The sequence below is a fragment of the Rhodanobacter sp. LX-99 genome (genome assembly GCF_018599185.1).
Taxonomy (GTDB): Bacteria; Pseudomonadota; Gammaproteobacteria; order Xanthomonadales; family Rhodanobacteraceae; genus Rhodanobacter.
In genome coordinates, this window is the sequence record NZ_JAHFVL010000002.1 from 107,677 (window position 1) to 132,164 (window position 24,488).

A 24,488-nucleotide genomic window follows, 5' to 3' on the forward strand; every position below is an offset into this window, starting at 1 on the left:
GCCATGCATCGCTCACGGCTCCTTCTTGAATTTCTAGGTCGTGGAAAATCAGTGGGGCGGATGACTTGCGTCAGCGCTTCACGAACCGATAGGCGAAGCGATCGGTCTCGCCCTTGATCGACGGGGCCGCTCCAGTATCCATCGCCTGGAAACACGTCGATCACGGTAGAGCCCGCATCGACACGTGCGAACCTCAACAACTCGGATTGTTTGGAGTGCCGGTACATGGTGGCCTCCGAAGTGGCACGACTTCTGAAAAGCTCGTGGTGGATGCCGGCCAGGCCTGGCGCGTCAGATTTGCGCCAGGCCACCGTCGACGGCGACCTCGCTGGCGGTCATGAAGCTGCTGTCCGCCGACGCGAGAAACGCGGCGACCGCCCCGATCTCCGACGGATCGGCCATGCGCCGGAGTGGATTCATCGAGGCGAAGGCCTTCATGCCCTCCTCGCCCACCGCGGCCTTCGCCAGTTCGGTCGCCGTCGGACCGGGCGACAGTACGTTGACGCGGATGCCGGTGCCTTTCAGGTCCTCCGCCCAGGTCTTCGCGAGGTTGCGCACGGCTGCCTTGCTCGCGCTGTAGGCGCCGAACGCCGGGGCACCCGTGGTACCGGCGCTCGATCCGGTCAGGATGATCGAACCGCCCGTGCCCATCAGCGGCAGTGCTTTCTGCACCGTGAAAATCGTGCCTTTCACGTTGGTGTCGAACGTTTCGTCGATGTGTTCGGCGGTGATCTCGCCGAGCGCAAGCAGGCTTCCCGTCCCGGCATTGGCGAAGACGATGTCGAGGGTGCCGCGCTCGGCCTTCACTGCCGCGTAGAGGCGGTCGAGATCGGCCTCGTCGGACACCGAGCCCTGCACCGCGCGGGCGTTGGGCCCGAGATCAGCCACGGCGGCGTCGAGCGCTTCCTGCCGGCGGCCGAAGATGAAGACGAACGCGCCTTCCTCGATGAAACGCTCCGCCGCGGCGCGGCCGATGCCGGTGGCGCCACCGGTGATCACGGCGGTCTTTCCATTCAGTCTGGTCATGTCTTTGATCCTTGGTCGGGATGGCACAAATAGGTGATTACGATGCGGCGCCGGCGGTCGCCGGTCGCTCGGGTTCGTTCTTGAACAGGTCCTGGAAGATCAGCGGCGCCCAGCTCTTGTCGAACACCTGTACCAGCGCGCCGCCTTCTGCGAGCTTCCCGAGATTGACGGGTGCGAAACCCAGTTGCTCGGACAGGTCCGCCACCTGCGCTGCGGCGGCCTGGTCGTCACTCGACAGGAACACGACGCGGCGGCTGCCGTTGACGTTCGGATCGGCGGCCAGCGTCCTCGCGGGCAGATGGTTGAAGCCCTTCACGAAGCGGGCGCCGGGGAATGCCTTGGCGACGTCGGCGGTCGACAGGCCCTCGAAACCGTTCATTGCGTCCACCACCGTCTTGCCCTGCCAGCTCGGCAGCATCTTGGCGACCTCGCGATGCCCCTCGAAGAGAACGGCCAGGAAAATCACGTCAGCCTTGAGCGCTTCCTGCAGCGTCCGGGGAACGACCGTGGATCCGATCGCCTGCGCCTGCGGCAGCAGGGTTTCGGGCGCCCGCCGGCTGGCGACGGAGACTTCGATGTCGTTGCGGGCGAAAGCGCGGGCGAGGGCCTGGCCGATGGCGCCGAAACCGATGATGGCGTAGCTCATGGAGATGATCCTTTTCAGTACGGGGATGGAGTGGGCTGGCCTGTTCGGGCCGGTTGCCCCATCAATCTGGGTCGCTTGACGTATCAACACAATTGACGAAACATCGCTTAATACGATCTATTTTCTGGATGATTCGTGCTCGACAACGTCACCATCAACCAGCTGCGCGCGTTCGTTGCGGTGTGCGATCAGGGGAGCTTCTCGGGCGCGGCGCGGAAACTCGCACGCGCGCAGTCGGCCATCAGCCACGCGATCAAGGCGCTGGAAAGCGCGTTCGACGTCGAGCTGTTCGAGCGCAACACGCGCAGGGCGCAGCTCACCGCGGCGGGGCGCAGCCTGCTGCCGGATGCGCGTGCGGTCATCTCACGCACCGAGGAAATGAAGAACCGCGCCGGTGCGATCTCCAAGGTGGGGGTGCCGCAGGTGTCGGTGGCGGTGGATGCCTACTTTCCACGCACCCACCTGATCGACTGCTTGCGGACGCTGCAGCAGGAGTTCCCGACCGCCGCGATCAACCTGCGCATCACCACCATGCAGGGCGGCGAGCAGCTGGTGCTCGAAAAGCTGTGCGCCCTGGCCGTCACGATCCAGAACGTGCCGGAGGTGAACCCGGACGCCATCGAACGCCATTGGTTGCGCGAGGAGGAAATGGTGACGGTATGCGCGCCTTCCCATGCGCTCGCCTCGGCACCCAAACCCGTCCCCGTGGACGAGTTCGGTCGACACACCCAGATCGTCGTCACCGACAACCAGCCCGGCGCGGAAAAGACCCAGCAGGGCGTTGCCGGCAAGCGCCAGTGGCTGGTCAACGACCTCGGCGCCAAACGCGACCTGCTCAAGGCCGGCCTCGGCTGGGGACACTTGCCGAGGCACCTCGTCAGCGACGATCTGGCCAGCGGAGGGCTCGTCGAACTCGAGCGTCGCGCATGGCACATGGGGACGCTCGCGTTCATGGTCTCGCAGCGCCGGGGACACGACCTTTCAGCATGCGAGTCGCGGCTGGTCGCGCTGCTTGGGGGACCTTAGCTTCATGCGGTCGCAGAGGCGCGCATGCGTTGCCGCTCATGGCCGCCCGCCGCCTGAAGCAGACAGTCAACGCTGGAGTTGAGCAGGCGACTCGGCGGTTCTGTCAGACACCATTGCGATCAACGACGCGCAAGCACGACCTGGCCGTGGCCCGCACGACTTCTCCGGGATTTTCGGCGCGGTACTGGAAAACGCCGTGCGTTATGCGCGCCGCCAGGTTCGCGTCTGCGCCATGGCCGGCCCCGAGTCCGAGTGGACGCGGTTCCTGCTTCAGTGGCCGCGGCGGCCGTTGAAATGGCCGGTGCCGCCACCAATCGAAATGCTGACGCCGCCGCTGGGATGGTCGCAGCTGCCGAAGGCCTTGCTGAGGTTGACCGTGCCGGTCTGGTAGTTGCCGCTGAAATGGTTGCCGCCGACCACGCCCATGCCGACGCTGCCGTGCATCTGCGGCTGGTTGTAGCTGTAGTCGTCGCAGTCGGGGCGTTCGCTGCTGGCGACCTCGGTGTTGCCCATGCGCCCGCTGGTGTCGCCGTAGTAGGTGCCGGGCGCGTCGCGCGCGGGTGTCGCAGCGGTGGAGCTCGCGGCCGGCAAGTTGCCGGGTGGCAGTTTCAGGTTCAGCGGTTTTGCCGGTGTCTGCGCCCACGCCGTGGTGGCCAGCAGGCCGGCGGCGAGGACGAGGAAGTGCCGTTGGATGTTCATGCGCGCTCCGGGTTGGTACACGCTCAACGCGCGATGCCGCGTCGGCGTGTACATCCCTTTTGGAAAGAACGCGGCGCGGGAAGTTCCTTGGTCCCGCGGACGGTCACGCGCTGGTCTCGATCCGCTCGACCCGGCGCAGGCCGCGCGGCAGCAGGCCGCCGCGGGTGGCACGGTTGCCGCCGTATTCGACCAGGTCGGCCCAGCGCAGGGTCAGCTTGCGCTGGCCGGCGTACAGGGTGACCTCGCCCTTGCCTTCGCTGACCACGGCCACGCCGGCCACGCGCTCACCTTCCGCAAGATGCTTCTTCGGGATCTCGATCAGCTTGTTGCCCTTGCCCTTGTCCAGCTCCGGTAGCTCGGCCACCGAGAACATCAGCAGGTGGCCTTCGGTGCTGACCACCACGATGCGGTCGCGTGCCGGGTCGGCGCTGACCTGCGGCGCCAGCACCTTGGCCTTGTCGCTGAGGCTGATGATCTGCTTGCCGGCCTTGTTGCGGCCGGTGAGCGATTCGAAGCGGGTGACGAAGCCGTAGCCGAAGTCGGTGGCGAGGATCAACCGGGTGTCGTTGTCGCCGGCGATCACCGCGTCGAAGCTGGCGCCCGCGGTCGGGCTGAAGCGGCCGGTCAGCGGCTCGCCGTTGCCGCGCGCCGAGGGCAGGGTGTGCGCCAGCGTGGAGTAGGCGCGGCCGGTGGAGTCGATGAACGCGACCTGCTGCGTCGTGCGGGCCTTCACCGCGGCGAGCAGGCCGTCGCCCTCGCGGTAGTTCAGCGCCTCGGCGTCGATGTCGTGGCCCTTGGCGGCGCGCGCCCAGCCCTTCTGCGAGAGCACCACGGTGACCGGCTCGCTGGCCACCAGCGCGCTCTCGTCCAGCGCATGCGCCACCTCGCGTTCGACCAGCGGCGAGCGGCGGGCGTCGCCGAATTTCTCGGCATCGGCGCGCAGTTCGTCCTTGATCAGGCCCTTCAGCTTGGCCGGCGATTTCAGCAGCACGTTGATGCGCGCGCGCTCCTCTTCGAGCTGGTCGCGTTCGGCATTGATCTTCATCTCCTCCAGCCGTGCCAGCTGGCGCAACCGGGTTTCGAGGATGTAGTCGGTCTGCTCCTCGCTGAGCCTGAAGCGCGCCATCAGCACGGGCTTGGGCTCGTCCTCGCTGCGCACGATGCGGATGACTTCGTCGAGGTTGAGATAGGCGGTGTGCAGGCCTTCGAGCAGGTGCAGGCGGCGGTCGACCTTGGCCAGGCGATGCTCCAGGCGCCGGGTGACCGTGCTGGTGCGGAAGCTCAGCCACTCCGTGAGGATGCGCTTGAGATCCTTCACCTGCGGCCGGCCGTCCAGGCCGATCATGTTGAGGTTGACGCGGAAGCTCTTCTCCATGTCCGTGGTGGCGAACAGGTGCTGCATGGTCTCGTCGGCGTCGACGCGGTTCGAGCGCGGCACGATGACTAGGCGGATCGGGTTCTCGTGGTCGGATTCGTCGCGCAGGTCCTCGATCATCGGCAGCTTCTTCGCGCGCATCTGCGCGGCGATCTGTTCGAGGATCTTCGACGGGCTGACCTGGTGCGGCAGCGCGGTGATCACGATGTTGCCTTCCTCGCGCCGGTACACCGCGCGGGCACGCACCGAACCGCCGCCGGTCCGGTAGATCGCCAGCAAGTCGGCACGCGGGGTGATGATCTCCGCCTCGGTCGGGTAGTCCGGTCCCAGCACGTGCTCGCACAGCTGGGCGACCGTGGCATCGGGTTCATCCAGCAGACGGATGCACGCGGTGGCCAGCTCGCGCAGGTTGTGCGGCGGGATGTCGGTGGCCATGCCCACGGCGATGCCCATCGAGCCGTTCAGCAGCACGTGCGGCACGCGAGCCGGCAGCCAGCTCGGCTCCTCCAGCGTGCCGTCGAAGTTCGGCACCCAGTCCACCGTGCCCTGGGCCAACTCGCCGAGCAGCGCCTCGGCGATCGGGCTGAGCTTGGATTCGGTGTAGCGCATCGCCGCGAAGCTCTTCGGGTCGTCCGGCGAGCCGAAGTTGCCCTGGCCGTCGACCAGCGGGTAGCGGTACGAGAACGGCTGCGCCATCAGCACCATCGCCTCGTAGCACGACGAGTCGCCGTGCGGATGGAACTTGCCGATCACGTCGCCGATGGTGCGCGCGGATTTCTTCGGCTTCGCGGTGGCGGCCAGGCCCAGCTCGCTCATCGCGTAGATGATGCGCCGCTGCACCGGCTTCAGTCCGTCGCCCACGAACGGCAGCGCGCGGTCCAGCACCACGTACATCGAATAGTCGAGATAGGCCCGCTCGGCGTATTCCTTCAGCGGGATCTGTTCGTAATTGGCTTGCAGGTTCATGCGGTTGCATCAGGGAAGTGGCGCGCGGCGCGCGGGATAACCGGTCGATGGTGCCAGAAAGCGGCGGGCTCTTGTAGGCGCGGTTTCGGCCGCGATCTGCTAAGGCACGCCGGCCGGCAGCGGCGGCGCGCGCAGCGGTACCGGGGTGGACTGCACGATCGAGGTGGTGGTCTGGCCGTGGCGCAGGAAGCGGTCGAGGATCAGGTCCAGGTGTTCCAGCGCGTCAAGGTGCACCTTGATGATGAAGCAGTCCTCGCCGGTGACGCGGTGGCACTCGACCACCTGCGGGATCTTCTGCGCGAGCTCGGCGATCTTCGGCAGTTGCCCGGGCACCGGGCGCACGCGCACGTAGGCAGTGACCGGCCAGCCCAGCGCCCTGGGGTCGAGGTCGAGCCGGTAGCCGCGGATCACTCCGGTTTCCTCCAGCCGGTTCAGGCGTTCCTTCACTGCCGGTGCCGACATGCCGACGCGGCTGGCGAGCCGGGTGACGGGCTGGCGTGGATCTTCCTGCAGTGCCTGCAGCAGGGCGATATTGCGGGGATCGGACAGCAAATTGGAAATCTGAGGCATGAGACGTCACCGGCTTTCAAGTAAGGAAATATGGATCGCTGATTCCTTCGTTTCGGAATGGATCATGCGCCGATCATTTGCAAAAGTGGCTGCATGAAGAATGAATCCGATTCCACCACGATCGAACCGCCGTCGCCGCCCCTCGCGGCCGGCGAACGCGTGCCGCCCTCGCTGTATTTCGTGGTCGGCGCGATCTTCCATTACCTGGGGCCCGCGTTCGCGGTGCTGCTGTTCGCCCACGTCGCGCCACTCGGCGTGGCCTGGCTGCGGATCGCCAGCGCGGCGCTGATCTTCGCGCTGTGGCGACGGCCCTGGCACTATTTCGCGCAGCAGAACGCCGCGGTGCGCTGGAACATCGTGGCGCTGGGCGCGGTGCTTGGCGGCATGAACGTCTGCTTCTACCTGGCGATCGACCGGCTGCCGCTGGCCACGGTGGGCGCGATCGAGTTCCTCGGCCCGATCGCGCTGGCCTGGGCCGGCCTGCACAGCCGCCGCAACGGGGTGGCGCTCGCGATGGCGGCGGCCGGCGTGATCATGCTGACCCACGTGCGTTTCGCCGGCACGGCCATCGGCTTCGCCTTCGCGTTCGCGAACTGCGCGCTGTTCATGCTGTATATCGTGCTCGGCCATCGCATCGCCAGGGACGGTGGCGGCAACGGCATCGACCGGCTGGCCGCGGCGATGCTGGTGGCGCTGCTGGTCGTGATGCCGCTGGGCTGGCGCGAGGCGGCGGTGGCCTTCACCCATCCCGGCCTGCTGGCCGCCGGCATCGGCGTGGGCGTGTCGTCGTCGGTGATCCCGTACGTGTGCGACCAGCTGGCGATGGCGCGGCTGCCGCGCGCCACGTTCGCGCTGATGCTGGCACTGCTGCCGGCCACCGCCTGCGCGATCGGCATCGTGGTGCTGCACCAGTTGCCGGGCCCGGCCGAGCTGGCCGGCATCGCCCTGGTCATCGCGGGCATCAACCTGCACCGGGCGGCGCCGCGCTGAACCTGCATCGACATCCGAACACTGAAGGAGAACCGCCATGGATTACATCAATCTCGGCAAATCCGGCCTCAAGGTCTCGCGGATCTGCCTGGGCTGCATGAGCTATTCGGTAACGCCCACCGACGAGAGGCCATGGACGCTGGACGAAGAGCACGGCCGGCCGTTCATCCGGCGAGCGCTCGAGCTGGGCATCAACTATTTCGACACGGCGAACATGTATTCGCGCGGCGGCAGCGAGCTGGTGCTGGGGCGCGCGCTGCGCGATTTCGCGCGGCGCGAGGAGGTGGTGATCGCCACCAAGGTGTTCTATCCGATGCGTGGCGACGCGAACGGCGGCGGCCTGTCGCGCAAGGCGATCATGACCGAGATCGACGCCAGCCTGCGGCGGCTCGGCACCGACTACGTCGACCTCTACCAGATCCACCGCTGGGACGCGGCCACGCCGATCGAGGAGACGCTGGAGGCGCTGCACGATGTGGTGAAGGCGGGCAAGGCCCGTTACATCGGTGCCTCGTCGATGATGGCGTGGCAGTTCGCCAAGGCGCTGTACACCGCCGACCTGCATGGCTGGACGCGTTTCGTGTCGATGCAGCCGCACTACAACCTGCTGTACCGCGAGGAGGAGCGCGAGATGCTGGCGCTGTGCGCGGACCAGGGCATCGGCGTGGTGCCGTGGAGCCCGCTGGCGCGCGGCCGGTTGGCGCGGGCGTGGGAGGACGAGCCGAGCACCGTGCGCGGTGGCTCCGATCCGTGGGGCGACGGCGTGTATGCCGCGAGCAAGGCGGCGGACAAGGCCGTGGTGGATCGCGTCGGCGAGGTCGCCGCGCGGCTCGGCGTGCCGCGCGCGCAGGTGGCGCTGGCGTGGCTGCTGCGCCAGCCGGTGGTTACCGCGCCGATCGTGGGCGCGACCAGGCCGCGTCATCTGGAAGAGGCGGTGGCGGCGCTGTCGGTCAGCTTGCCGCCGGCGGAAATCGCCGCGCTCGAGGCGCCGTACGCACCGCACGCCGTCGCCGGCATCGACTGATCAGGGCAGGCGCTCGACCGGGACGCCCAGCAACTCCAGTCGCGCCTGCACGCTGTCCGGCCCGGCCAGGTGCGCGGCGCCCACGGCGATGAAGACGGTGCCCGGTTGCTGCAGCATCGCGGCGATCTTCGTCGCCCAGGCCTGGTTGCGCTGCACCAGCAGCCGTTGGTAGAGCTTCGGCTCGCGCTGGCGCATGTCGTCGTTGCCGATGCGGGCGATGCTGTCCACGTCGCCGGCCTTCCAGGCGTCGATCAGCTCGGTGAGCTGGAATGCGCCCTTGTCCGCGTCGCGCATGGTCGAGCGCAGCAGGGCCAGCTCGATCGCGCGCGGCATGTCGGCGAGAAAGCGGATCTGCTGTTCGGCGGTCTCCAATCCCAGCACCTGCTTGCCGGCAGCGCTCATCTGCCCCTTCAACTGCTTGTCCACGCCATGTTCCGGGTCGAGCCCGGCCTTCAGCAGCGGCGTCACCGCCAGCGTCAGCGCGGCCAGCCACGGACGCATCACGTTCAGCGTCTGCATGCCGCCGGGCACGCCGACCTTGTTCGCCAGCAGGCCCAGCCGATGCGCCTCCGACTGGCTGAGCTGGCTGGACAACGGATGCGTCGCATCCATCCCGTAGCGCAGCACTAGCGCCGCCATGTTCGCCGGGTCGTCGTCGGTCAGCTCGATGTACAGCGTCCGGCTGTCCGCCATCGCCCGGTCCAGCTCGGGGGAATGCCAGCTGGCGTCGCTCGGCATCAGGTGCACCGTGCCGAACAGGTAGATCGTGGTGTCGGCGTCCTTCACCACCCACAAGGCGGGTTTCGCCAGCGCCGGGGCGCAGACGAGCAGCAGGGCGAGGCAGGCGAGCAGGCGCAGGGTGATCGAAGGCTTCATGCCGCGAGTGTCGCGGCAGGTCGTGGCCAGTTCAATCCCGGCGAGATGGCAATGGCGTGGGCCGTTGGTCTGTGGAACCGCGATGTCGGGGTGGCGCAGGTGCCGACCGACCCCGGGAACCTCGCCATCGGGGCCCGGCCGGTCCCCGCCGACCTCGGCAACCTCGGCGCCGGGGTTGCGCACCTCCCCGCCGACACCCGGAATCTCGGCGTCGGAGTTGTGTGCGTCCCCGTTGACATTTGGAACCTCGGCGTCGAGGTTGCGCACGTCCCCGCCGATATCCGGAGTCTCGGCATCGGGGTTCGGCACGTCCCGGCCGGGCTTCGCCACCCCGACGCCGGGCTTCGCTACCTCCTTGCCGGGTGCATCGAGGTCAGTCGCCCGAACGCCAGCGTGGCGGTTCGCCCTTCAGCCAGCACACGGCCGTCAGGCCGAGGGTAAGCAACACCAGGCTGATCGCGAACATGACGGGGTCGGCCGCTGGCCATAGGAAACGAAAGACCAGCGCAACGCATCCCGCGTAGATGGCCAGGCAAACCCAGCCCTGCCACCGAACCGGCAGGCCCCAACCCCAGCCATAGCGCTTGGCCGGAAACCAATACTTGTTCTGGCTATCCATTTCGGTTCCTTGTGGTGAGTGCGTGGTGCCTGCGTCTGCGGTCGATTGATTTCTTCCGTCCCCATATCTCTTACAGGCCAAGCAGCTTCCAGACCCAATAGACGCCGATGCCCATTTGCACGGCGAAGGCGGTGAAGCGGGCGTTGACGGCGATGACGCTGGTCGAAGCCAGATGGATGCCGGACTGGACGATTCTGGCGCCCAGCAACCAGGGCGCCAGCGCGTCCGTGACTTCCGCCCGGCCCGTCGCGATGGCGACCAGCAGCAGGCCGCCGAAGACCGGCAGGCTCTCGATACAGTTCGCATGTGCGCGGGCGAGCCGCTGCATGAACGGCGAGATATTCGAGTTGTCGGGCTTGAACTCGTTCGAGCGCACGCGGCCGGTGACGACGAGGTAGCTGCGCAGCACCTCCATGACGACCAGCAGGAGCAGCGTCCAGGCAAGGAACAGGGTGAGTACCAGGGCTGAGATGGTCATGGCGCGGCCTGCGATTCTGGTGGCGTGGCGTGGAGGGATGGCGGCGGCCGGCTAGGTCGGGGTCTCGCTGGCCGGGGCATAGGCGCTGGCGCGCGTCAGGTCGAGCGGCCGCACCTCGCAGACCAGGCCGTAGGCCAGGCACGGGTTTTCCGCCGCGATGCGCGCCGCTTCCTCCAGGCTGTGCGCGCGGATGAACCAGTAACCGCCGACCACTTCCTTGGCCTCGGCAAACGGGCCGTCCGTGGCCGCCTGCCGCGACACCACCTTGCCCTCGCGGGCGAGCCGGTGTCCGGGCCCGATCCGGCCTTCGCCCACCAGCCGGTCGTACCACGCGTAGAACCGGTCGATCACGGTCTGGATCTGCTCCGGCGAGGCGTCCTTGTCCCATTGGCCACGGGAGAGCAGGAGGTAGTCAGAGGGTGAGGTTGGCTGGCTCATGGATGGCTTCCATTGGCTGGGCAGGGAAGGAGGCGTCGGAGCACGGGCGATGGCGGTTGATGGATACGGGGCGATTGATTTCCTCCGTACCCTTATTTGCTCGCGGGCGTATCCGCAACCAGGGTCACTGGCACCCCCGAGCGGACGGTATTGTGCACCTCGGCCACGGCATCGGTGTGCCGAAGCAGCTGTGCGATGGCGGACGGAGCAGTTGGGGATGTCACCTTGGCCCGATACCGGATATCGCTGGCCGCCAAGCCAACGCCAGGGAAGTCGGCCGTGGCTTCGACCTCGACCGCGGCCAAGCTGATACCCAGGCGAGACGCCTCTCGGTAAAGGTCATTGCAATAGCAAGTGGCCAAGGCAAGCAGCAGGAACTCGCCGCCATTGACGCCGGAACCCTGGCCGGAACTTTTGGGTGGAATGGCCAGGCTTTGACTGGCGCTGCCGGTGCGGACCGAGACGACGAACCCCGTTCCAGAGTTCCTGACGATCGCCGAGATCTCCACTGTCAGCCTCCGAGAATGCCCGTTGCGGGCGTGACGCTGGGGTTAAGCGGCGGCGAAGCCGTCCGCCTTGAACGAGATGTTAGACGTCATGGCACTTCGACTGGGCACACAGCTGGGCTTGCAACATATATTTTTGAGTTAACACGCATGACGTCGGCCCGGTACGCTTGGATGTTGTCGACAACCCCAGCCTCGACAACGGTGAGCAAATTGGTCTCTTTGCAAAGCTCCAACTCTACGTAAGAACCGCTTGGACCGCTGCTGCCTGCAAAAGTGACAAAGACCAGATGCCGATCGTGAGCAGCTATGGCAGATGAGACCAGCCCATGGGCAGCGTCCGTGTAGCCACTTTCATCCGGATGTTGCCGATTGAAAGCGCTCAGGTACGCACGAGAGAGATCAATTGCCAAGCGCTGATCGTAGTGAAACACATCAGCTGCGGAAGTACTGAAGCTGAGGAAAATCGCAAGGGCTGCAAGAAGGTTCTTCATGATGCCTAACGCTAGAGTTAAGCGGCGGCGTAGCCGTCCACCTTAAACGGGTGGTTAGGGCAGCTCGCGAATGCAATTTCGGCTTGAACGCATCGTTAGGCCTCACCTTACGAGAGCCAATAGCTCGTTTGGAATAGTGCTCATTACAACACCAACTGCAAGCCATGCTGCGCCGAGAGCAGCGAGGTGCAGCCCATCGGTAGAGGCAGCCTCAATCTTCAAATGTAGCTGCCGATCACCCTCAACTCTGCTATCTCTTTCGTTCCTAAGGTTTTGCTCAGATGCGCGTACATGCGCATCAAACTCAGATTCGGCCTGATCAACACGACTGCGGAGGCCGGCCAAATTCTGCTCCGCGGCTGCAAGGCGCGACTCTATTGTCGGTTCGGATCCTGGCCCCCTCCAAGCATAGCCCTTAGCGGAACTGGTTAGCCACAAGCTACTGGAGCAAGAAGCGGAGGCCACGTGGGGCCTTAACCCCGGTATCGATTTGAACCAAGTCCGAACCAGTTGTAGAAAGCTTGGCTTGCCAAACATACGGCGGGTATCCCGAATTCCGACAGCTGCTGCGCTGATTCCAAGCAGCTGCAGTACAAGCCCGCTGATTCGTACACTCGGCTCCGTTTGGACGTACAAGAGTGAGGCCAAAAGCGCTAGGGCAATGACCGAAGCGGTGAATATGACTAAGCGTGCGCGCATCAACCACGCTAGTGCACGAGAAGGCCAGCGCATAATGAGTGTAATGAAGTCTTCCATGTGAGGCCTAACGCTGGAGTTAAGCGGCGGCGAAGCCGTCCGCCTTGAACGATCTGTTAGGCAGGCGCACGCTCAATGCGAAGCCACGATTTGCACTAGCAGTATCTTTAGTAAGAAGAAAACTACGCCGCCAGCGACGAGCGGAAGAACGATTGACATAAACATGTTGCCAATGCGAGTGCTGAACGGATCTTCGATGTATCGCCACGCCAAATTGGAACACAGAACACCGGTGTAAATACTAAGCGCTAGGCCAAGGCCGATCCACACCACTCTTGCAGCCATGAAGTGGAATTTAACATCCGCGTACTGAAAGACCGCGATGACAGCGAGCCACTCTGCATACTGAAACAGGACGGGGACGCCGTGCATTACCTTGCGCGTAAAGTCGGGTGCCTGAACCACAGTCCCGTTCTTTGTTACTTTGTCGAGCTCCCCCGGGTTCGCCATCGCTTTAAAGGCCTAACGCTATGTAGATTTCAAAGTGCAGTGTAATCCTGCAACCTATCCCTGTCCGGTGCGCTTGGTGATGAGGGGCTGACTACGTTGAATCAATGGGTTGAGCTGCCTCAGGCAGCCTAATCCCGCAGTCTAACCCTGCGATGTTGAGCATCGGCGTTCGCCTCATTCGGCCTCTACTTTCCGCAGGAAGCCGGTCAGCCCTACAAAGTAGGTCTGCTGGTCGTCATACATCGCCATGTGGCTCCCCTTCGGGCACAGCAGGAACTGCCCGTGCGGCAGCTTCTTCGCCATGCCAGCCATGTACTTCGGGTCCATCGTGTCGTGCTGCGCGCCGATCACCAGGGTGGGGACGGTGATGCGGTGCAGGTCCTTGCTGCGGTCCCAGTTCAGCAGGCGGCCGCTGGCGCCCAGTTCGCTGGGGCCCTGCATCAAGGTGTAGATCTGCTGGTTGATGTGGCCGAACGAGCGGGTCACCGGCTCGGGCCATTGCGCCGAGGGCATGCGCAGTACGTGCTGCTCGTAGTGCATCGGGGTGAGGATGGCCATGTAGCGCGGGTCGTCGGTGCGGTGTTCGGCTTCGAGCTTCTGCACTTCGGCGAGCTGTTCCTGATCCATCGCCGGCATCAGCACCTTGTGCGCGTAGTCGTTGTAGGCGGGGATCGAGTCGACCATGTTGGAGATCACCAGGCACTTCAGGTGCTGCTGGTATTTCAGCGCGTATTCGATGGCGAGCACGCCGCCCCAGGAGTGGCCGAGCAGGCAGAAGTTGCCCTTGTCCAGGTGCAGCGCCTGGCGCACCTGTTCCACTTCGTCGACGTAGCGGTCGATGGTCCACAGCGACTTATCTTTCGGTTGATCGCTGTAGGCCGAACCGAGCTGGTCGTAGTAGTAGTACTCGATGCCGGCGCCCGGGAAGTAGCTGTCGAACGCTTCGAAGTATTCGTGGGTGGCGCCGGGGCCGCCGTGCAGCAGCAACACTTTCAGCTTCGGGTTGTTGCCCACGCGCTTGGTCCAGACGCGGAACGTGCCCCGGGGCGTGGCGATCGGGATCATCTTCACGCCGCCGGCGAGCACGTCGTCGCGGCCGCTGTTGTCGAAGTAGCCGGCGCCTGGTGCGGTGCGGGCGGGCGCGGTGACTGCTGCCAGCAAGAGCAGGCCGGCCAGGAAAATGGTGATGCGCGGTTTCATCGGGGCTCCCCTCGTGCGATGGCCCTCCGCACTATGCGGCGTGGCGGCCGCACGGGCAACTGCATCGCCGGTCGCTGCCGGCGGCCGACGGGCCCGTTGCCAGCCGTTCGGCGGTGAGCCCCAAAGCGCCTACAGGCCGGGGGCAAGTATCGCGAGGCTGCCGAGCGGAGCCTTTTCCTTGAAGCTGCAGATCACCACCGCGGTAGGCTTGCCGTGCGCCATCACCAGCGGCACGCGCAGGGTGACGGAATCCTTGTCGTCGGCGGCTACTTGCGCGGCATCGTGCGACTGCCAGGCGCCGTATTGCTGGATAAGCCCCTCGCGGGTCTGCTGCAGGTCGTCGGGCGTGCTCATCATGCGCAGGAACGCCGACATGTCGCGGGTGGTGGCGGCGTAGTCGCCTTGCTGCAGCGCCTCGAGCATGGCGACGGTCTTGCTTTTGCAGGCATCCGCCGCCGGCGATTGTGCCTGCGCGACGGTGATGCCGATGGTGGCGAGGAGAAAGCTGCTGATCAGTGCGCGCATGTTCTTGGCTCTGCTGGGTTGGTGATGGGCGGCAAGCACGCTCAGGCCTTGTCGGGGGTGAACGTCCAGCGGATCGTCATGGTGGCGGGGATGCCGCCTGCCGTGACCTTGCGTGTCCGCTGGCCGCTCTGCGGCCCCTTGCCTGACCAGTGCAGTTCGTCCAGCTCGATGTCGCGGATGGTGACCTGCTTCGTCGAGGCCTTGCCGTCGGCGTCCTTCGCCTGTTCGTCGACGCTCAGGCCCGGCAGGTCGAGCTTGAGGATCCGGGTGTCGCCGTTCCATTCGGCGCGGACGTTGGGCAGGTCGTCGATGGAACCGGTCGTGCAGTCGTCGTGCCCTTGGCCGCGGCGCTGCTCCGAGCCGGTGACGTAGTCGGAGTAGCCCTCGCCCACGTCCAGCGACCGGTAGCGCGAGGAGCCCTGCGTGACGGCATGCAGCGAGCAGCGGGGCTTCATCGGATCCAGCGCCCAGTGGCCGAGATCGTGGCGGGTGAGCTTGGGCGCCATCCTGTCCTTGGCGGTCCGGGCCATCTCGCGCTGGGCCGGCGACATGCTGGCGCCGGCTTTCATCATGGCTGCCGTCATGCAGTCCTCGTCGTCGCCGCAGGTGGCCATCGCCTGCTGGATGGCCGGCATCATGGCCTGCCGGAGGGGTTCGCCCTGCTTGATGATCTCCTGCGCGTTGTCCACGCTCGACCCGTAGCCCTGCTCACCCTTCAGGTGAAAGCTGCCGTCCAGGCGCTGGTGCACCGTCGCGTCGGCATAGGTGCCCGCCTTGGCGTTTTCCTTGTGCGTGTGGCCGGTGATCTCGATGCTGTAGACCAGCGTGGCGTAGTTGTCCTTGACCTCGTAGGGGCTGACATCGCCCGCCGTGCCCGGGGGCGACATGGCCAAGCCGATGGCCGCGGCGAGGCCGGCGACGAGGAAACGGCCGTGCCACCGCGGAGCGACTGTGCGAAGAGGGGTGTGCTGCTGAGTCATATCCGTAGGCCTGGTTGCGTCGAAGGGCGCGTCCGCGCTGTCGCGGACGCGCCTTATCGCAACCGAATGGCCCGGCGCATGCTTGACGTGTCCTTTAGGGACTCGTTACGGATACTCACTTTGCAGGCTGATCAATGGCTTGAGTGGTCGGTGCGCCGGGCGGCCGCTAGTGCGGGAAGCTGGTCGGGTCGAAGGGAATCGTGACCAGCGCATTGAGCGACACCTGGCGCATGGCGTCGAGGCGGGCCATGGCGCGTCGGCGGTTTTTTTCGTCGCCGCGGCGCGCCGACCACGTGCCGTACAACCGCAGCGTGTCGGCCGTGACGTCGGTGTCATCGAGTTTGAAATCGCCCAGCCGGGCCTGGGCCGCCGCATCGTCGTGGCTGGCCAGCGCCAGTTGCAGCGCGAACGCGTGCACCATGTCACGGGGCGCATGCGGGTCGTGCGCCGCCGCGTCCAGTGCAGCGTGCGCACCCTGGCGATCCCCGCCGGCAGCGGCTGCCAGCGCGTGCACCAACTGCTGTTGGTAACGGATGCCAGATGGATCGACGGCGTGCCCGGCAATCTCGTCCACGCGCCGGCGGATGCCGGCCATGGCAGCAGGGTCGGCCGCTATCGCCACGAACGCCTCGATCAGCAGTTTCTCGGTGGCGTCGTCGGGGTCCTGCGCCGGGTCGAGCAGCGCGCTGGCCTTGCGGCTGTCGAGTAGTGCCGCAGCGCTGTCGCCGCCGAAATATTCGCCGCCGGCGCGCAGGTCGAGCAAGCGGGCCTGCATGTAGCGGTTGTCCTGCGCGGCGGCCAGTTGCACGCTGGCGTCGACGACCGGACTGATCTCGCGGTACACGCCGGTATCGTAGAGCAGGCTGGCCAGCAGGTTGCCGGCGGCTACCTGCAAGGTGCCATCGTGTTGCCGGCCGGCCCGGTTCCAAGTGCGGACCAGCAGCGGCAGCGCTTCCGGCGTCCGCCAGTTGGATGACAGCGCGTAGGCGAGGTTGAAGCTGGCGATGTTGCTGCCGCGCGCGTTGCCGAGCGCTTCGTCGGCGTCCAGTTCGGCGCGGGCGGCGGTGATGCCGGCGGCGGCGTCGCCTTTCGCGTTGGCGATGTACGCCATGGCGTTGTGGAGTTCTGGCTGCAGCGCGCGGATCGGTGTCTTTTCGATCAGTGCGCGCGCCTGCTCATACTGTTGTCGCGCGAGGCCGGTGTGCGCGGTGCGTGCGTTGATCCTGGCCGCCGACAGCAGCACGCTGGCAGTGATGCGCGGATCGCCAGCGGCCCTGGCCGCGTTCAGCGCCTGCGTGGCGAGGGTCAGTGCCTGAGCATCCTGGTGCCGGTGGTCGGCCTGGCCGAGCTGGTCGTCCAGTATTCGCGCCACCATGTGGCCCCGGCCCTGGCGGCGGGCGTCCGCCAGCAGCGCAGCGTAGCCGGCGTCGGCATCGTGTTGCTGATCGGTGTCCGCCTGTGCACGGGCCAGCAGGTAGCGGGCCTGCAACAGTTCGGGTTGACCCTTGGTCACCAACACGAAGTATGGCCGCGCACCCAGCCAGTCGCCGTGCATCGCCAGATCGATGCCGCGGGCGAAGGTTTCCGCAAGGTAGGCGTCTCGCGGCCGTTCGTTGAACGGCGAGGTTGCCGGGAGATCCAACGCCAGCGCGCGGCGCAGTTGCGACACGGCGTTGACACCGAGCGTGCCTGGGGAACTGCCGCTGAGGACGAGGTCGGAGCCGTGGCCCTGTCCGGGGTCGAGGTGCAGGGTCAGTTCGTAGATGTCGCCGGGCAGCTTGGCCAGCCTGCCCCCGACCAGGATGTCGGCGCCGGTGACATAGCGGGTGTGCTCGGCTTGGCTGCGGCCCTTGGGCGGAGTGAAGCCCCACACCCGTGCCACCTGCAGCGGGTCGATCACGTTCAGGTCGGGACTGTCGCCCAGCAAGCCGGCGATCAGGCCGGGCAGGCCGCGCACGGTCCAGTTCAGCGCCGCATTGCCGGTCGCGTTGTCGATCGGCAGCAGTGCCATGCGCCGTGGCGGCGGCACGGGCGGAGCCCAGCCGCGCGGGACGATCCACGCGCTCAGCGCGGCGATCAGGGCCAGGGCCGCGCCCGCACCGAGCCACCAGCGGCGGCGTGGTGCGGGCGTGGGCGCGGGTGGCGCCGCGTTGCCCGGTATCGGGATTCCAGCGGGAGCCGTGGAAGTTTCGGCGGCCGTTGATGGCGCGCCGCCGTCGGCCATGCCGATCGCCGCCACCCACTGCAAACCGCGGCCGTACACGGTGCGGATCACCGCCTGGCGTTCGCCGTCGTCGTCGAGCGCCCGCCGCGCCTTGTACAGCAGCTGGCTGAGCGCGGCGTCGGTGATCGGCCGGTTGCCCCACAGCGAGGTGATCACTTCCTGCTTGCCGAGTGCGCGCTCGCGGTTCTCGACCAGCAGCAGGATCAGGTCGAAAACCTTGGCCTCGATGTCGACCCGCTGCCCGTCGCGCAGCAGTCGCCGCGTGGCGGGCGAAATGGTGTGCGCCCCGCACCGGTAGTCGCCGGCGTGTCCGTCTTTCTGCATCTTCCCTCCGCCCGATCCCCTCGCCGCCACTGCGGCGCTCCGTGCTTCCCTGCCGCAAGCCCTGGAATATCTAGCACGAACGCGGCGCGGATGGTCAAGCCGCGGCAGCGGTTTCAGCGCGGCACGCGGTAGCCGCCGGGCACGCCGTGCGGGCTCAGGGTGATCTGCCACAGCTGGTCGCGGCGGCTGCGGAACACCGCGGCGGAGACGGCGAGGTAGTAGCGCCACATGCGCCGGAAGCGTTCGTCGTAGCTCGCCGGCAGGCTGGGCCAGGCGGCTTCCACGTTGGCGCGCCAGGCGGTCAGGGTGCGGTCGTAGTCGGCGCCGAAGTTGTGCCAGTCCTCGATCACGAACAGGTCTTCCAGCGCCACCGCGATCTGGCTGGCGGCGGGGATCATCGAGTTCGGGAAGATGTACTTCTCGATCCACGGGTCGGTCTGCGCCGGTGCGCTGTTGCTGCCGATGCAATGCAGCAGCGAGAGGCCGTCGTCCTTCAGGCAGCGGCGCACGGTTTCGAAATAGGCGCGGTAGTTCTTGCCGCCGACGTGTTCGAACATGCCCAGCGAGTACACCGCGTCGAAATGGTCCTCGACGTCGTGGTAGTCCTGCAGGCGGATCTCGATCGGCAGCCCGGCGCACAGTTCGCGCGCGTACTCGGCCTGCTCCTGCGACACGGTGATGCCGACGCCCTCGATGCCGTAGTGCTCGGCCGCGTACTTCAGCGCCTCGCCCCAGCCGCAGCCGATGTCGAGCACGCGCTGGCCGGTCTTCAGCTGCAGCTTGCGGCAGACCAGGTCGAGCTTGGCGGCCTGCGCGTCGTCGAGGTTGCCGGCCTTGGCCCAGTAGCCGCAGGAATACACCATGCGTTTGCCCAGCATGGCGTGGAACAGGTCGTTGCCGAGGTCGTAGTGGGCCTTGCCGATCTCGAACGCGCGCTCGCCGCGCTGCAGGTTGATGAAGCGCGCCTTGAGGTGGGCGAGCAGGGTGTCGAGCGTCTTCAGTTCCTGGTCCAGCCCGGCGGTGAGCAGGCGGGTGCACAGGCCGGGCAGATCGTCGGCGTCCCACCAGCCGTCCATGTAGGCTTCGCCCAGGCCCAGCGAGCCATGCGCGAACACGCGCGCGTACAGGCGCTCGTCGTGCACGTGCAGGTCGATCGGCGCATCGCCGTCGATATGGATGCCTGCCTGCTCGAGCAGTTCGCTGGCGCGGTTCTTCAGGTCGTCCTGGCTCATGCGTTGCCTCGCGATGCGCGGTTCGTGATGATCAATGCTTGCCGAGTACCGCGAAGCTTGCCGGCGAACGTGCATACGTCGCGTCGATGCCGGCGCTGCGCACCAGCTGCAGCAGCAGTTCGGCCTGTTCCTCGCGCAGCAGGAACTCGACCTTCACCGGCAGGTCGTCGGCGAGTTCGAAGAACTGTTCCTCGTGCAGCACGCCGTGCCGGCCGAAGCCGGCGATCGCGCGGAACACCGAACCGCCGCCCAGGCCGTGCGCCTTGGCCTGTTCCAGCAGCCACTCCGACAGCAGCATGCCGCCATGCTTCGCGCGCGAGTGGCAGTAGAAATACAGGTGCACGCCGTGTTGCAGGGTTTCCTGGTTCATGCGCTGCTCCCGGTTCAGTGGCGCAAGAGGCTGCGGGTGAGGGCGATGCCGAGCACGGTCATCGCCAGCGAGCCGATCACGTGCATCGCCACGTGGCCGCTGAACCACAGGTATTGCTGGCGCAGCAGCAGGGTGGCGGATTCGGCCGAGAAGGTGGAGAACGTGGTCAGCCCGCCGAGAAAGCCGGTGAACACGAACAGCCGCAGCGCCGGCGACAGTGCCTGGAAGTGATCGAACAGGCCCATCACGCAACCCATCAGCAGGCCGCCGGCGAGGTTCGCCGCCAGCGTGCCGAGCGGCAGGGTGGGGAAGACGGGATTGAGCAGTACGCCCAGCCCCCAGCGCAGCCAGCATCCCAGGGCGCCACCGACGCCGATCGCCACAAATCCGTTCCAGCCCACGTGCGTGCCTCCTGACAGTGAAAGTGTCCGGTCGCCGCGGCGGCAGGCACGCCTGCGCCGCCGGAAGCCGGGGGTGCAGGCATCATCAACTTCAACGCGGGGATCACGAGAAGCGGTTTGTCCCGGTGTGCGAGAGGGTTCCGGAACGGGAGGCATGCCATCTCCGAGGGGCCATCCTAGTCGATCCGGCGGCCCCGCCGTCAAGCGCCGCCGTCTATACTGCGCGACCCGTCGACATCCCCGTGCCGCCATGAACCCAGCACCTCGCACCGTGCGCCGCAGCCTGCCCTGGCTGCTGGCCGCGCTGTCGATGATCGGCCCGTTCTCGATCGATGCGGTGTTCCCGGCGTTCCCGCTGGTCGGTGTCCGCTTCCAGGTTGACGACGCGGCGCTGCAGCAACTGGTCAGCGTGTACCTGATCACCTATGCGGCGATGAGCCTGTTTCATGGCGCGATCTCCGACGCGATCGGGCGCAAGCCGGTGATCGTCGCCGGCATGCTGGTCTACGCGCTGGCCTCGGTGGGCGCGGCGACGTCCACCTCGTTCGCGATGCTGCTGGCCTGCCGTGGCCTGCAGGGCGTGTGCGCCGGCGCCGGGCTGGTGGTGGGACGCGCGGTGATCCGCGACAGCCTGGAAGGGCCGGCCGCGCAACGACTGATGTCACAGGTGATGATGATCTTCGGGGTGGCGCCGGTGATCGCGCCGATGGTCGGTGCGCTGCTGCTGCCGCTCGGCGGCTGGCACGGCATCTTCTGGCTGCTGGCCGGGTTCACCTTGCTGCTGGCGCTGGCCCTGCAACTGTTCCTGGACGAGACCCATCCGCCGGCACAGCGCACGCGGTTTGCGCCGCGGCCGCTGCTGGCCGGCTACGCTTCCTTCGGCCGCGACCGGCTGTTCTGGCCGCTGCTGGTTTCCAGTTCGGTCAATTTCGCCGGGCTGTTTTTGTACATCGCCTCGGCGCCGCGCATCGTGCGCGAGCTGCTGCAGCTGTCGGCGCAGGGCTTTCCGTGGCTGTTCCTGCCGGTGGTGACCGGCCTGATCGGTGGCGCCTGGCTGTCCGGTCGGATGGCCGAACGGCGCAGCGCGAAGTTCACGGTGAGCCTGGGTTACGCGGTGATGCTGCTGGCGTGTGCGGCGCACTTGCTGCTGGCGCTGGCGCTGCCCGCGCCGCGGCTGCCGTGGTCGATGCTGCCGTTGATCCTGCACGGCATCGGCGTGCAGCTGGCGTTCCCCACTCTCACGCTGCTGCTGCTGGATCGTTTCCCGCACCAACGCGGCGGGATTTCCTCGGTGCAGGCGTTTGCCAGCCTGCTGCTGTGCAGCTTCGTGGCCGGGGTGATGTCGCCGCTGCTGTCGACCAACATGCTGCATCTGGCGCTGGGCGCGTCGGGGTTGACCCTGGCCGGCGTGCTGGCGTGGTGGCGCTATCACCGCATCACGCGCCAGCCGCTGGATCAGCCACTGGCCGGCGCCGATACGGCGGTGGCGATGCAGGCGGAGATTGCCGAGCCGCGCTGAAGCGGCGGCGGACCCGGCTAAGCCGAAGGGGTCGCCGGGGCGCGTACCACGGCATCCGCCGATATGAGCGCGCTGGCGTCGGCCAGTGCCCTGACCAGCGAAGGCGAGCGGTAGCCGGGGTCGGCGAGCCAGCGTTGCCACACCGAGTCGTCGATCCTCTCGTTGACGCCGGTGCCGAGCATGCGATCGAACGGCGGCTTGAACTCCTTGTAGAGGCCGCCCATGAACTCCGCGTACGAATTGCGCGGCACGCCGGTGTCGGCATCGGCCTCCGGCATGAACGGCGCGTCGCAGGCTAGGCCGGCGGCGATGGCCTTGCGCTGCAGCCATGCCAGCGACAGTTCGGGCAGCGGGTCGGGCTGGCGCCCGGCGCCATCGCAGTCGTTGCCGCCGCCGACGTCGGAGTGCGAGCCGATGAACCAGCGCTGCTCGATCTCGATCTGCTCGGCCTTCTTCGAGGTCAGCGTCTCGCCGGGCTTCACCGTGTACGGGTTGCGCGTCCACACCGTGGGCACGAAGTCGGCGCGGTGCTCGTCCAGCGCCAGCGCCTGGTAGGCGTACCTGACGATCTTGCTGAGTTCGGTGTCGTGGAACCGGTAGCGCTTGCGCGCATAGGGGAACCACGAGGCGGTGTCCGGGATGCCAAGCGAGCCGACGGTATCCCACACGCCGATGAAGTGGATGTCGATCACGATCGAATGGCCGGCGCGGAACGCCACCGCGGCCGGGTCGTCGGGCCTGCTGTGGATATCGCGATAGAAATCGTACGCGGCGGCAGCGTCGGCCCTGGCCACGCTGCCGTCGGTGTCGCAGCGGAGCAGGCCGCATTTGCGGATCATGCCGCCGAGGCTGCGCGCGGTATAGGCGCCGCGGCTGAAACCGAACAGGTAGAGCAGGTCGCCGGGCTGCCAGGTCTCGCACAGCCAGAGGTAGCCATCGAGCACGTGGTCGGACAGGCCATAGCCGAACGCGCCGCCGAGCAGGTGGGCGATGCCGCGCTTCACGCCCACGCCCGGGATGTAGTTGACCAGTTGCGGGTTGCCGTCCGCATCGCGCGGCGCGACCAGCCGGCGCAGGCGTTCCACGTTGGTGTTCGACTCGGGCTTGTTCCAGGTGCCGTCGAACAGCAGTACGAGCCGGCGTGCGGCCATGGTGCCCTCCAGCATGATGCGTTCGGGATCGCCCGCAGCCATTCTGCGCTCTGGCGATCGGCGGGACGGGGCCAGGGCGGCGTATCCTGTGTGCTTCTACATCGTCAGCGAGCGGGCACGACGAAGATGGACATGCAGGGCCAGATTAACAAGGCACAGGCGTTGCGCAAGATGCATGACCGCAGCACGATCCTGCTGCTGCCGAACGCGTGGGATGCGGGCAGTGCGCGGCTGTTCGCGCAGCGCGGTTTTGCGGCGGTCGCCACCACCAGCGCCGGCGTGGCCTGGTCGCTCGGCTACGCCGACGGCGAGCAGGCGCCGCTGGCCGACGTGCTGGCGGCGATTGCGCGGATCACGCGGGTGGTCGGGCTGCCGGTGACGGCGGATATCGAGACCGGCTACGGCGAGACGCCGGCGGACGTGGCCGCCACTGTGCGCGCGGTGATCGCGGCCGGCGCGGTGGGCATCAACCTGGAAGACGGTCGCCCCGGGCACGGCCCGCTGCGGCCCGTCGTGGAGGCCGCTGCGCGGATCCGAGCCGCACGCGAGGCGGCCGATGCGGCTGGCGTACCGATCGTGATCAACGCGCGGGTGGACAACTGGATGCAGCACGATGCCACCGCTCCGGCCGAACGCCTTGCCGACGCCGTGCAGCGTGCGCAGGCTTATCTGGCGGCCGGTGCGGACTGCATCTATCCCATCGGCCTCGATGACCGCGCCACGCTGGCCGCGTTGGTGCAGGCCATCGACGCCCCGGTGAACGTCGCTGCCGGGCCGGGCGTGCCGGGCCTGGCCGAGCTGGCACGTCTCGGGGTGGCCCGCGTGAGCACGGCTACGCGTCTTGCCGCACTGGCACTGGCCGCGGTCGACCAGGCGGCAGGCGCCATGCTTGAAAGCGGCCGCTTCGACAGCCTGGCCGCCGACTTCACCTATGCGGACGTGCAACGGATGTTCGCGCATGCCTGATCGCCCCGTGGTGCTGGACCGCGCGTTCTACCGGCGCGATCCGCGCGAGGTTGCCCCCGACCTGCTGAACAAGATCCTGCTGAGCGCGGACGGCCGCAGCGGTCGCATCGTGGAAACCGAGGCCTACTGCGGGCCGATGGATCCGGCCGCGCACTCCTGGCGCGGCCGCACCGCACGCAATGCGACGATGTTCGGTGCACCGGGGTTGCTCTATGTGTACTTCACCTATGGCATGCACTGGTGCTGCAACCCGGTGTGCGGCGAGGAGGGCGAAGGCGTCGCGGTGTTGTTGCGCGCGCTGGCGCCGCTGGACGGACTGGCCGCGATGCGCACGGCGCGGGCGAGTTGCCGCAGCGATCGCGACTTGTGCCGCGGGCCGGCGCGACTGTGCCAGGCCATGGGCATCGACCGCACGCAGGACGGCATCGACCTGGTCGGCGGCGCCGGCGGGTTCAGCATCGTCGACGACGGCATGCCGCCGCCCGCGGCACCCGTGGCGACGACGCGCGTGGGCATCACCCGCGCGGCCGACGAACCCTGGCGCTGGTACGTGCCGGGCGACCCGCACGTCTCGCGCCGCTGAACGGAGCGTCACCGTTACCGCGGCGGCAACGTGAAGTTGACGACGGCTTGATCGTGCAGGGCACACGGTAGCGG

25 protein-coding genes and 1 riboswitch are annotated in these 24,488 nt (G+C 67.1%); of the genes, 6 read left to right on the top strand and 19 right to left on the bottom strand.

Going from position 1 to position 24,488, the window contains the following annotated elements; genetic code table 11:
- Positions 1 to 291 precede the first annotated feature (291 nt).
- Both KK131_RS11040 and KK131_RS11045 read right to left on the bottom strand, forming a co-directional pair.
- The gene (locus KK131_RS11040; RefSeq protein ID WP_214557363.1) at positions 292 to 1,026 is read right to left on the bottom strand and encodes an SDR family oxidoreductase; all 735 of its coding nucleotides are present in this window, start codon (positions 1,024 to 1,026) and stop codon (positions 292 to 294) included.
- A 37-nt stretch (positions 1,027 to 1,063) separates the two neighbouring features.
- Positions 1,064 to 1,672 carry an NAD(P)-binding domain-containing protein gene (locus KK131_RS11045; RefSeq protein ID WP_214556787.1) on the bottom strand — a complete coding sequence of 203 codons (609 nt, stop codon included), beginning with the start codon at positions 1,670 to 1,672 and terminating at the stop codon, positions 1,064 to 1,066.
- Positions 1,673 to 1,807: 135 nt separating this feature from the next.
- Between KK131_RS11045 and KK131_RS11050 the strand changes: the two genes are divergently transcribed.
- Positions 1,808 to 2,698 carry a LysR family transcriptional regulator gene (locus KK131_RS11050; protein ID WP_214556788.1) on the top strand — a complete coding sequence of 297 codons (891 nt, stop codon included), beginning with the start codon at positions 1,808 to 1,810 and terminating at the stop codon, positions 2,696 to 2,698.
- A 270-nt stretch (positions 2,699 to 2,968) separates the two neighbouring features.
- Here the strand turns inward: KK131_RS11050 and KK131_RS11055 are convergent, their stop codons facing one another.
- The 3 genes from KK131_RS11055 to KK131_RS11065 all read right to left on the bottom strand — a co-directional run bounded on the left by KK131_RS11055 (position 2,969) and on the right by KK131_RS11065 (position 6,308).
- Complete coding sequence (locus tag KK131_RS11055) at positions 2,969 to 3,397, bottom strand: hypothetical protein (RefSeq protein WP_214556789.1); 429 nt, start codon at positions 3,395 to 3,397, stop codon at positions 2,969 to 2,971.
- Between the two features lie 103 nt (positions 3,398 to 3,500).
- Positions 3,501 to 5,738: a DNA topoisomerase IV subunit A gene (gene parC, locus KK131_RS11060; protein ID WP_214556790.1), complete on the bottom strand. Its 2,238-nt coding sequence runs from the start codon at positions 5,736 to 5,738 to the stop codon at positions 3,501 to 3,503.
- A 99-nt stretch (positions 5,739 to 5,837) separates the two neighbouring features.
- On the bottom strand, positions 5,838 to 6,308 hold the full coding sequence (locus KK131_RS11065; protein WP_214556791.1) for an Lrp/AsnC family transcriptional regulator: 471 nt from the start codon (positions 6,306 to 6,308) through the stop codon (positions 5,838 to 5,840).
- Between the two features lie 93 nt (positions 6,309 to 6,401).
- On the opposite strand from KK131_RS11065, the gene KK131_RS11070 reads away from it, so the two are divergent.
- Both KK131_RS11070 and KK131_RS11075 read left to right on the top strand, forming a co-directional pair.
- Entirely contained in the window at positions 6,402 to 7,298 is an 897-nt protein-coding gene (locus KK131_RS11070) for an EamA family transporter (protein ID WP_214556792.1), read from the top strand.
- 37 nt (positions 7,299 to 7,335) lie between these two features.
- On the top strand, positions 7,336 to 8,322 hold the full coding sequence (locus KK131_RS11075) for an aldo/keto reductase (protein ID WP_214556793.1): 987 nt from the start codon (positions 7,336 to 7,338) through the stop codon (positions 8,320 to 8,322).
- On the opposite strand, the gene KK131_RS11080 is transcribed toward KK131_RS11075, so the two are convergent.
- The 13 genes from KK131_RS11080 to crcB all read right to left on the bottom strand — a co-directional run bounded on the left by KK131_RS11080 (position 8,323) and on the right by crcB (position 20,195).
- Positions 8,323 to 9,507: a TraB/GumN family protein gene (locus KK131_RS11080; protein WP_345777243.1), complete on the bottom strand. Its 1,185-nt coding sequence runs from the start codon at positions 9,505 to 9,507 to the stop codon at positions 8,323 to 8,325.
- A 64-nt stretch (positions 9,508 to 9,571) separates the two neighbouring features.
- Positions 9,572 to 9,817: a hypothetical protein gene (locus KK131_RS11085; RefSeq protein WP_214556794.1), complete on the bottom strand. Its 246-nt coding sequence runs from the start codon at positions 9,815 to 9,817 to the stop codon at positions 9,572 to 9,574.
- 70 nt (positions 9,818 to 9,887) lie between these two features.
- Positions 9,888 to 10,295: an MAPEG family protein gene (locus KK131_RS11090; RefSeq protein WP_214556795.1), complete on the bottom strand. Its 408-nt coding sequence runs from the start codon at positions 10,293 to 10,295 to the stop codon at positions 9,888 to 9,890.
- Between the two features lie 51 nt (positions 10,296 to 10,346).
- Entirely contained in the window at positions 10,347 to 10,733 is a 387-nt protein-coding gene (locus KK131_RS11095) for a YciI family protein (RefSeq protein ID WP_214556796.1), read from the bottom strand.
- A 92-nt stretch (positions 10,734 to 10,825) separates the two neighbouring features.
- Complete coding sequence (locus tag KK131_RS17680) at positions 10,826 to 11,242, bottom strand: OsmC family protein (protein WP_214556797.1); 417 nt, start codon at positions 11,240 to 11,242, stop codon at positions 10,826 to 10,828.
- 86 nt (positions 11,243 to 11,328) lie between these two features.
- Positions 11,329 to 11,733: a hypothetical protein gene (locus KK131_RS11105; RefSeq protein WP_214556798.1), complete on the bottom strand. Its 405-nt coding sequence runs from the start codon at positions 11,731 to 11,733 to the stop codon at positions 11,329 to 11,331.
- 1,380 nt (positions 11,734 to 13,113) lie between these two features.
- Positions 13,114 to 14,139 carry a proline iminopeptidase-family hydrolase gene (locus KK131_RS11110; protein WP_214556800.1) on the bottom strand — a complete coding sequence of 342 codons (1,026 nt, stop codon included), beginning with the start codon at positions 14,137 to 14,139 and terminating at the stop codon, positions 13,114 to 13,116.
- Between the two features lie 129 nt (positions 14,140 to 14,268).
- The gene (locus KK131_RS11115; protein WP_214556802.1) at positions 14,269 to 14,664 is read right to left on the bottom strand and encodes a hypothetical protein; all 396 of its coding nucleotides are present in this window, start codon (positions 14,662 to 14,664) and stop codon (positions 14,269 to 14,271) included.
- A gap of 41 nt (positions 14,665 to 14,705) precedes the next feature.
- Positions 14,706 to 15,551: a hypothetical protein gene (locus KK131_RS11120; RefSeq protein ID WP_214556803.1), complete on the bottom strand. Its 846-nt coding sequence runs from the start codon at positions 15,549 to 15,551 to the stop codon at positions 14,706 to 14,708.
- Positions 15,552 to 15,810: 259 nt separating this feature from the next.
- On the bottom strand, positions 15,811 to 18,192 hold the full coding sequence (locus KK131_RS11125; RefSeq protein ID WP_214556804.1) for a winged helix-turn-helix domain-containing protein: 2,382 nt from the start codon (positions 18,190 to 18,192) through the stop codon (positions 15,811 to 15,813).
- Positions 18,193 to 18,305: 113 nt separating this feature from the next.
- A complete protein-coding gene (cfa, locus tag KK131_RS11130; RefSeq protein ID WP_284731472.1) occupies positions 18,306 to 19,499 on the bottom strand; it encodes a cyclopropane fatty acyl phospholipid synthase in 1,194 nt (397 codons plus the stop codon).
- The gene (locus KK131_RS11135) at positions 19,456 to 19,794 is read right to left on the bottom strand and encodes a DUF190 domain-containing protein (RefSeq protein WP_214556806.1); all 339 of its coding nucleotides are present in this window, start codon (positions 19,792 to 19,794) and stop codon (positions 19,456 to 19,458) included. Before KK131_RS11135 ends, cfa begins: the two co-directional genes overlap by 44 nt.
- A gap of 14 nt (positions 19,795 to 19,808) precedes the next feature.
- A complete protein-coding gene (gene crcB / locus KK131_RS11140; RefSeq protein ID WP_214556807.1) occupies positions 19,809 to 20,195 on the bottom strand; it encodes a fluoride efflux transporter CrcB in 387 nt (128 codons plus the stop codon).
- Positions 20,196 to 20,264: 69 nt separating this feature from the next.
- Positions 20,265 to 20,369, bottom strand: a riboswitch (Fluoride riboswitch).
- A 76-nt stretch (positions 20,370 to 20,445) separates the two neighbouring features.
- On the opposite strand from crcB, the gene KK131_RS11145 reads away from it, so the two are divergent.
- Complete coding sequence (locus KK131_RS11145; RefSeq protein ID WP_214556808.1) at positions 20,446 to 21,714, top strand: multidrug effflux MFS transporter; 1,269 nt, start codon at positions 20,446 to 20,448, stop codon at positions 21,712 to 21,714.
- Positions 21,715 to 21,731: 17 nt separating this feature from the next.
- Here KK131_RS11145 and KK131_RS11150 read toward each other — a convergent pair whose 3' ends face one another.
- Complete coding sequence (locus KK131_RS11150) at positions 21,732 to 22,907, bottom strand: DUF2235 domain-containing protein (protein ID WP_250887225.1); 1,176 nt, start codon at positions 22,905 to 22,907, stop codon at positions 21,732 to 21,734.
- 90 nt (positions 22,908 to 22,997) lie between these two features.
- Here KK131_RS11150 and KK131_RS11155 point away from each other — a divergent pair, with 90 nt between their 5' ends.
- Together KK131_RS11155 and KK131_RS11160 are read left to right on the top strand one after the other, a co-directional pair.
- Positions 22,998 to 23,831: an isocitrate lyase/phosphoenolpyruvate mutase family protein gene (locus KK131_RS11155; RefSeq protein WP_250887226.1), complete on the top strand. Its 834-nt coding sequence runs from the start codon at positions 22,998 to 23,000 to the stop codon at positions 23,829 to 23,831.
- A complete protein-coding gene (locus KK131_RS11160) occupies positions 23,824 to 24,414 on the top strand; it encodes a DNA-3-methyladenine glycosylase (RefSeq protein WP_214556810.1) in 591 nt (196 codons plus the stop codon). The genes KK131_RS11155 and KK131_RS11160 overlap by 8 nt, the downstream gene beginning before the upstream one ends.
- Positions 24,415 to 24,488: the final 74 nt, after the last annotated feature.

Bases quoted from the DNA above. Each gene is read 5' to 3' on its own strand.
- KK131_RS11040 (WP_214557363.1), bottom strand. From the start codon at position 1,026: ATGACCAGACTGAATGGAAAGACCGCCGTGATCACCGGTGGCGCCACC.
- KK131_RS11045 (WP_214556787.1), bottom strand. From the start codon at position 1,672: ATGAGCTACGCCATCATCGGTTTCGGCGCCATCGGCCAGGCCCTCGCC.
- KK131_RS11055 (WP_214556789.1), bottom strand. From the start codon at position 3,397: ATGAACATCCAACGGCACTTCCTCGTCCTCGCCGCCGGCCTGCTGGCC.
- parC (WP_214556790.1), bottom strand. From the start codon at position 5,738: ATGAACCTGCAAGCCAATTACGAACAGATCCCGCTGAAGGAATACGCC.
- KK131_RS11065 (WP_214556791.1), bottom strand. From the start codon at position 6,308: ATGCCTCAGATTTCCAATTTGCTGTCCGATCCCCGCAATATCGCCCTG.
- KK131_RS11070 (WP_214556792.1), top strand. From the start codon at position 6,402: ATGAAGAATGAATCCGATTCCACCACGATCGAACCGCCGTCGCCGCCC.
- KK131_RS11075 (WP_214556793.1), top strand. From the start codon at position 7,336: ATGGATTACATCAATCTCGGCAAATCCGGCCTCAAGGTCTCGCGGATC.
- KK131_RS11085 (WP_214556794.1), bottom strand. From the start codon at position 9,817: ATGGATAGCCAGAACAAGTATTGGTTTCCGGCCAAGCGCTATGGCTGG.
- KK131_RS11090 (WP_214556795.1), bottom strand. From the start codon at position 10,295: ATGACCATCTCAGCCCTGGTACTCACCCTGTTCCTTGCCTGGACGCTG.
- KK131_RS11095 (WP_214556796.1), bottom strand. From the start codon at position 10,733: ATGAGCCAGCCAACCTCACCCTCTGACTACCTCCTGCTCTCCCGTGGC.
- KK131_RS11105 (WP_214556798.1), bottom strand. From the start codon at position 11,733: ATGAAGAACCTTCTTGCAGCCCTTGCGATTTTCCTCAGCTTCAGTACT.
- KK131_RS11110 (WP_214556800.1), bottom strand. From the start codon at position 14,139: ATGAAACCGCGCATCACCATTTTCCTGGCCGGCCTGCTCTTGCTGGCA.
- KK131_RS11115 (WP_214556802.1), bottom strand. From the start codon at position 14,664: ATGCGCGCACTGATCAGCAGCTTTCTCCTCGCCACCATCGGCATCACC.
- KK131_RS11120 (WP_214556803.1), bottom strand. From the start codon at position 15,551: ATGTCGCCCCCGGGCACGGCGGGCGATGTCAGCCCCTACGAGGTCAAG.
- KK131_RS11125 (WP_214556804.1), bottom strand. From the start codon at position 18,192: ATGCAGAAAGACGGACACGCCGGCGACTACCGGTGCGGGGCGCACACC.
- cfa (WP_284731472.1), bottom strand. From the start codon at position 19,499: ATGCACGTTCGCCGGCAAGCTTCGCGGTACTCGGCAAGCATTGATCAT.
- KK131_RS11135 (WP_214556806.1), bottom strand. From the start codon at position 19,794: ATGAACCAGGAAACCCTGCAACACGGCGTGCACCTGTATTTCTACTGC.
- KK131_RS11145 (WP_214556808.1), top strand. From the start codon at position 20,446: ATGAACCCAGCACCTCGCACCGTGCGCCGCAGCCTGCCCTGGCTGCTG.
- KK131_RS11150 (WP_250887225.1), bottom strand. From the start codon at position 22,907: ATGGCTGCGGGCGATCCCGAACGCATCATGCTGGAGGGCACCATGGCC.
- KK131_RS11155 (WP_250887226.1), top strand. From the start codon at position 22,998: ATGCAGGGCCAGATTAACAAGGCACAGGCGTTGCGCAAGATGCATGAC.
- KK131_RS11160 (WP_214556810.1), top strand. From the start codon at position 23,824: ATGCCTGATCGCCCCGTGGTGCTGGACCGCGCGTTCTACCGGCGCGAT.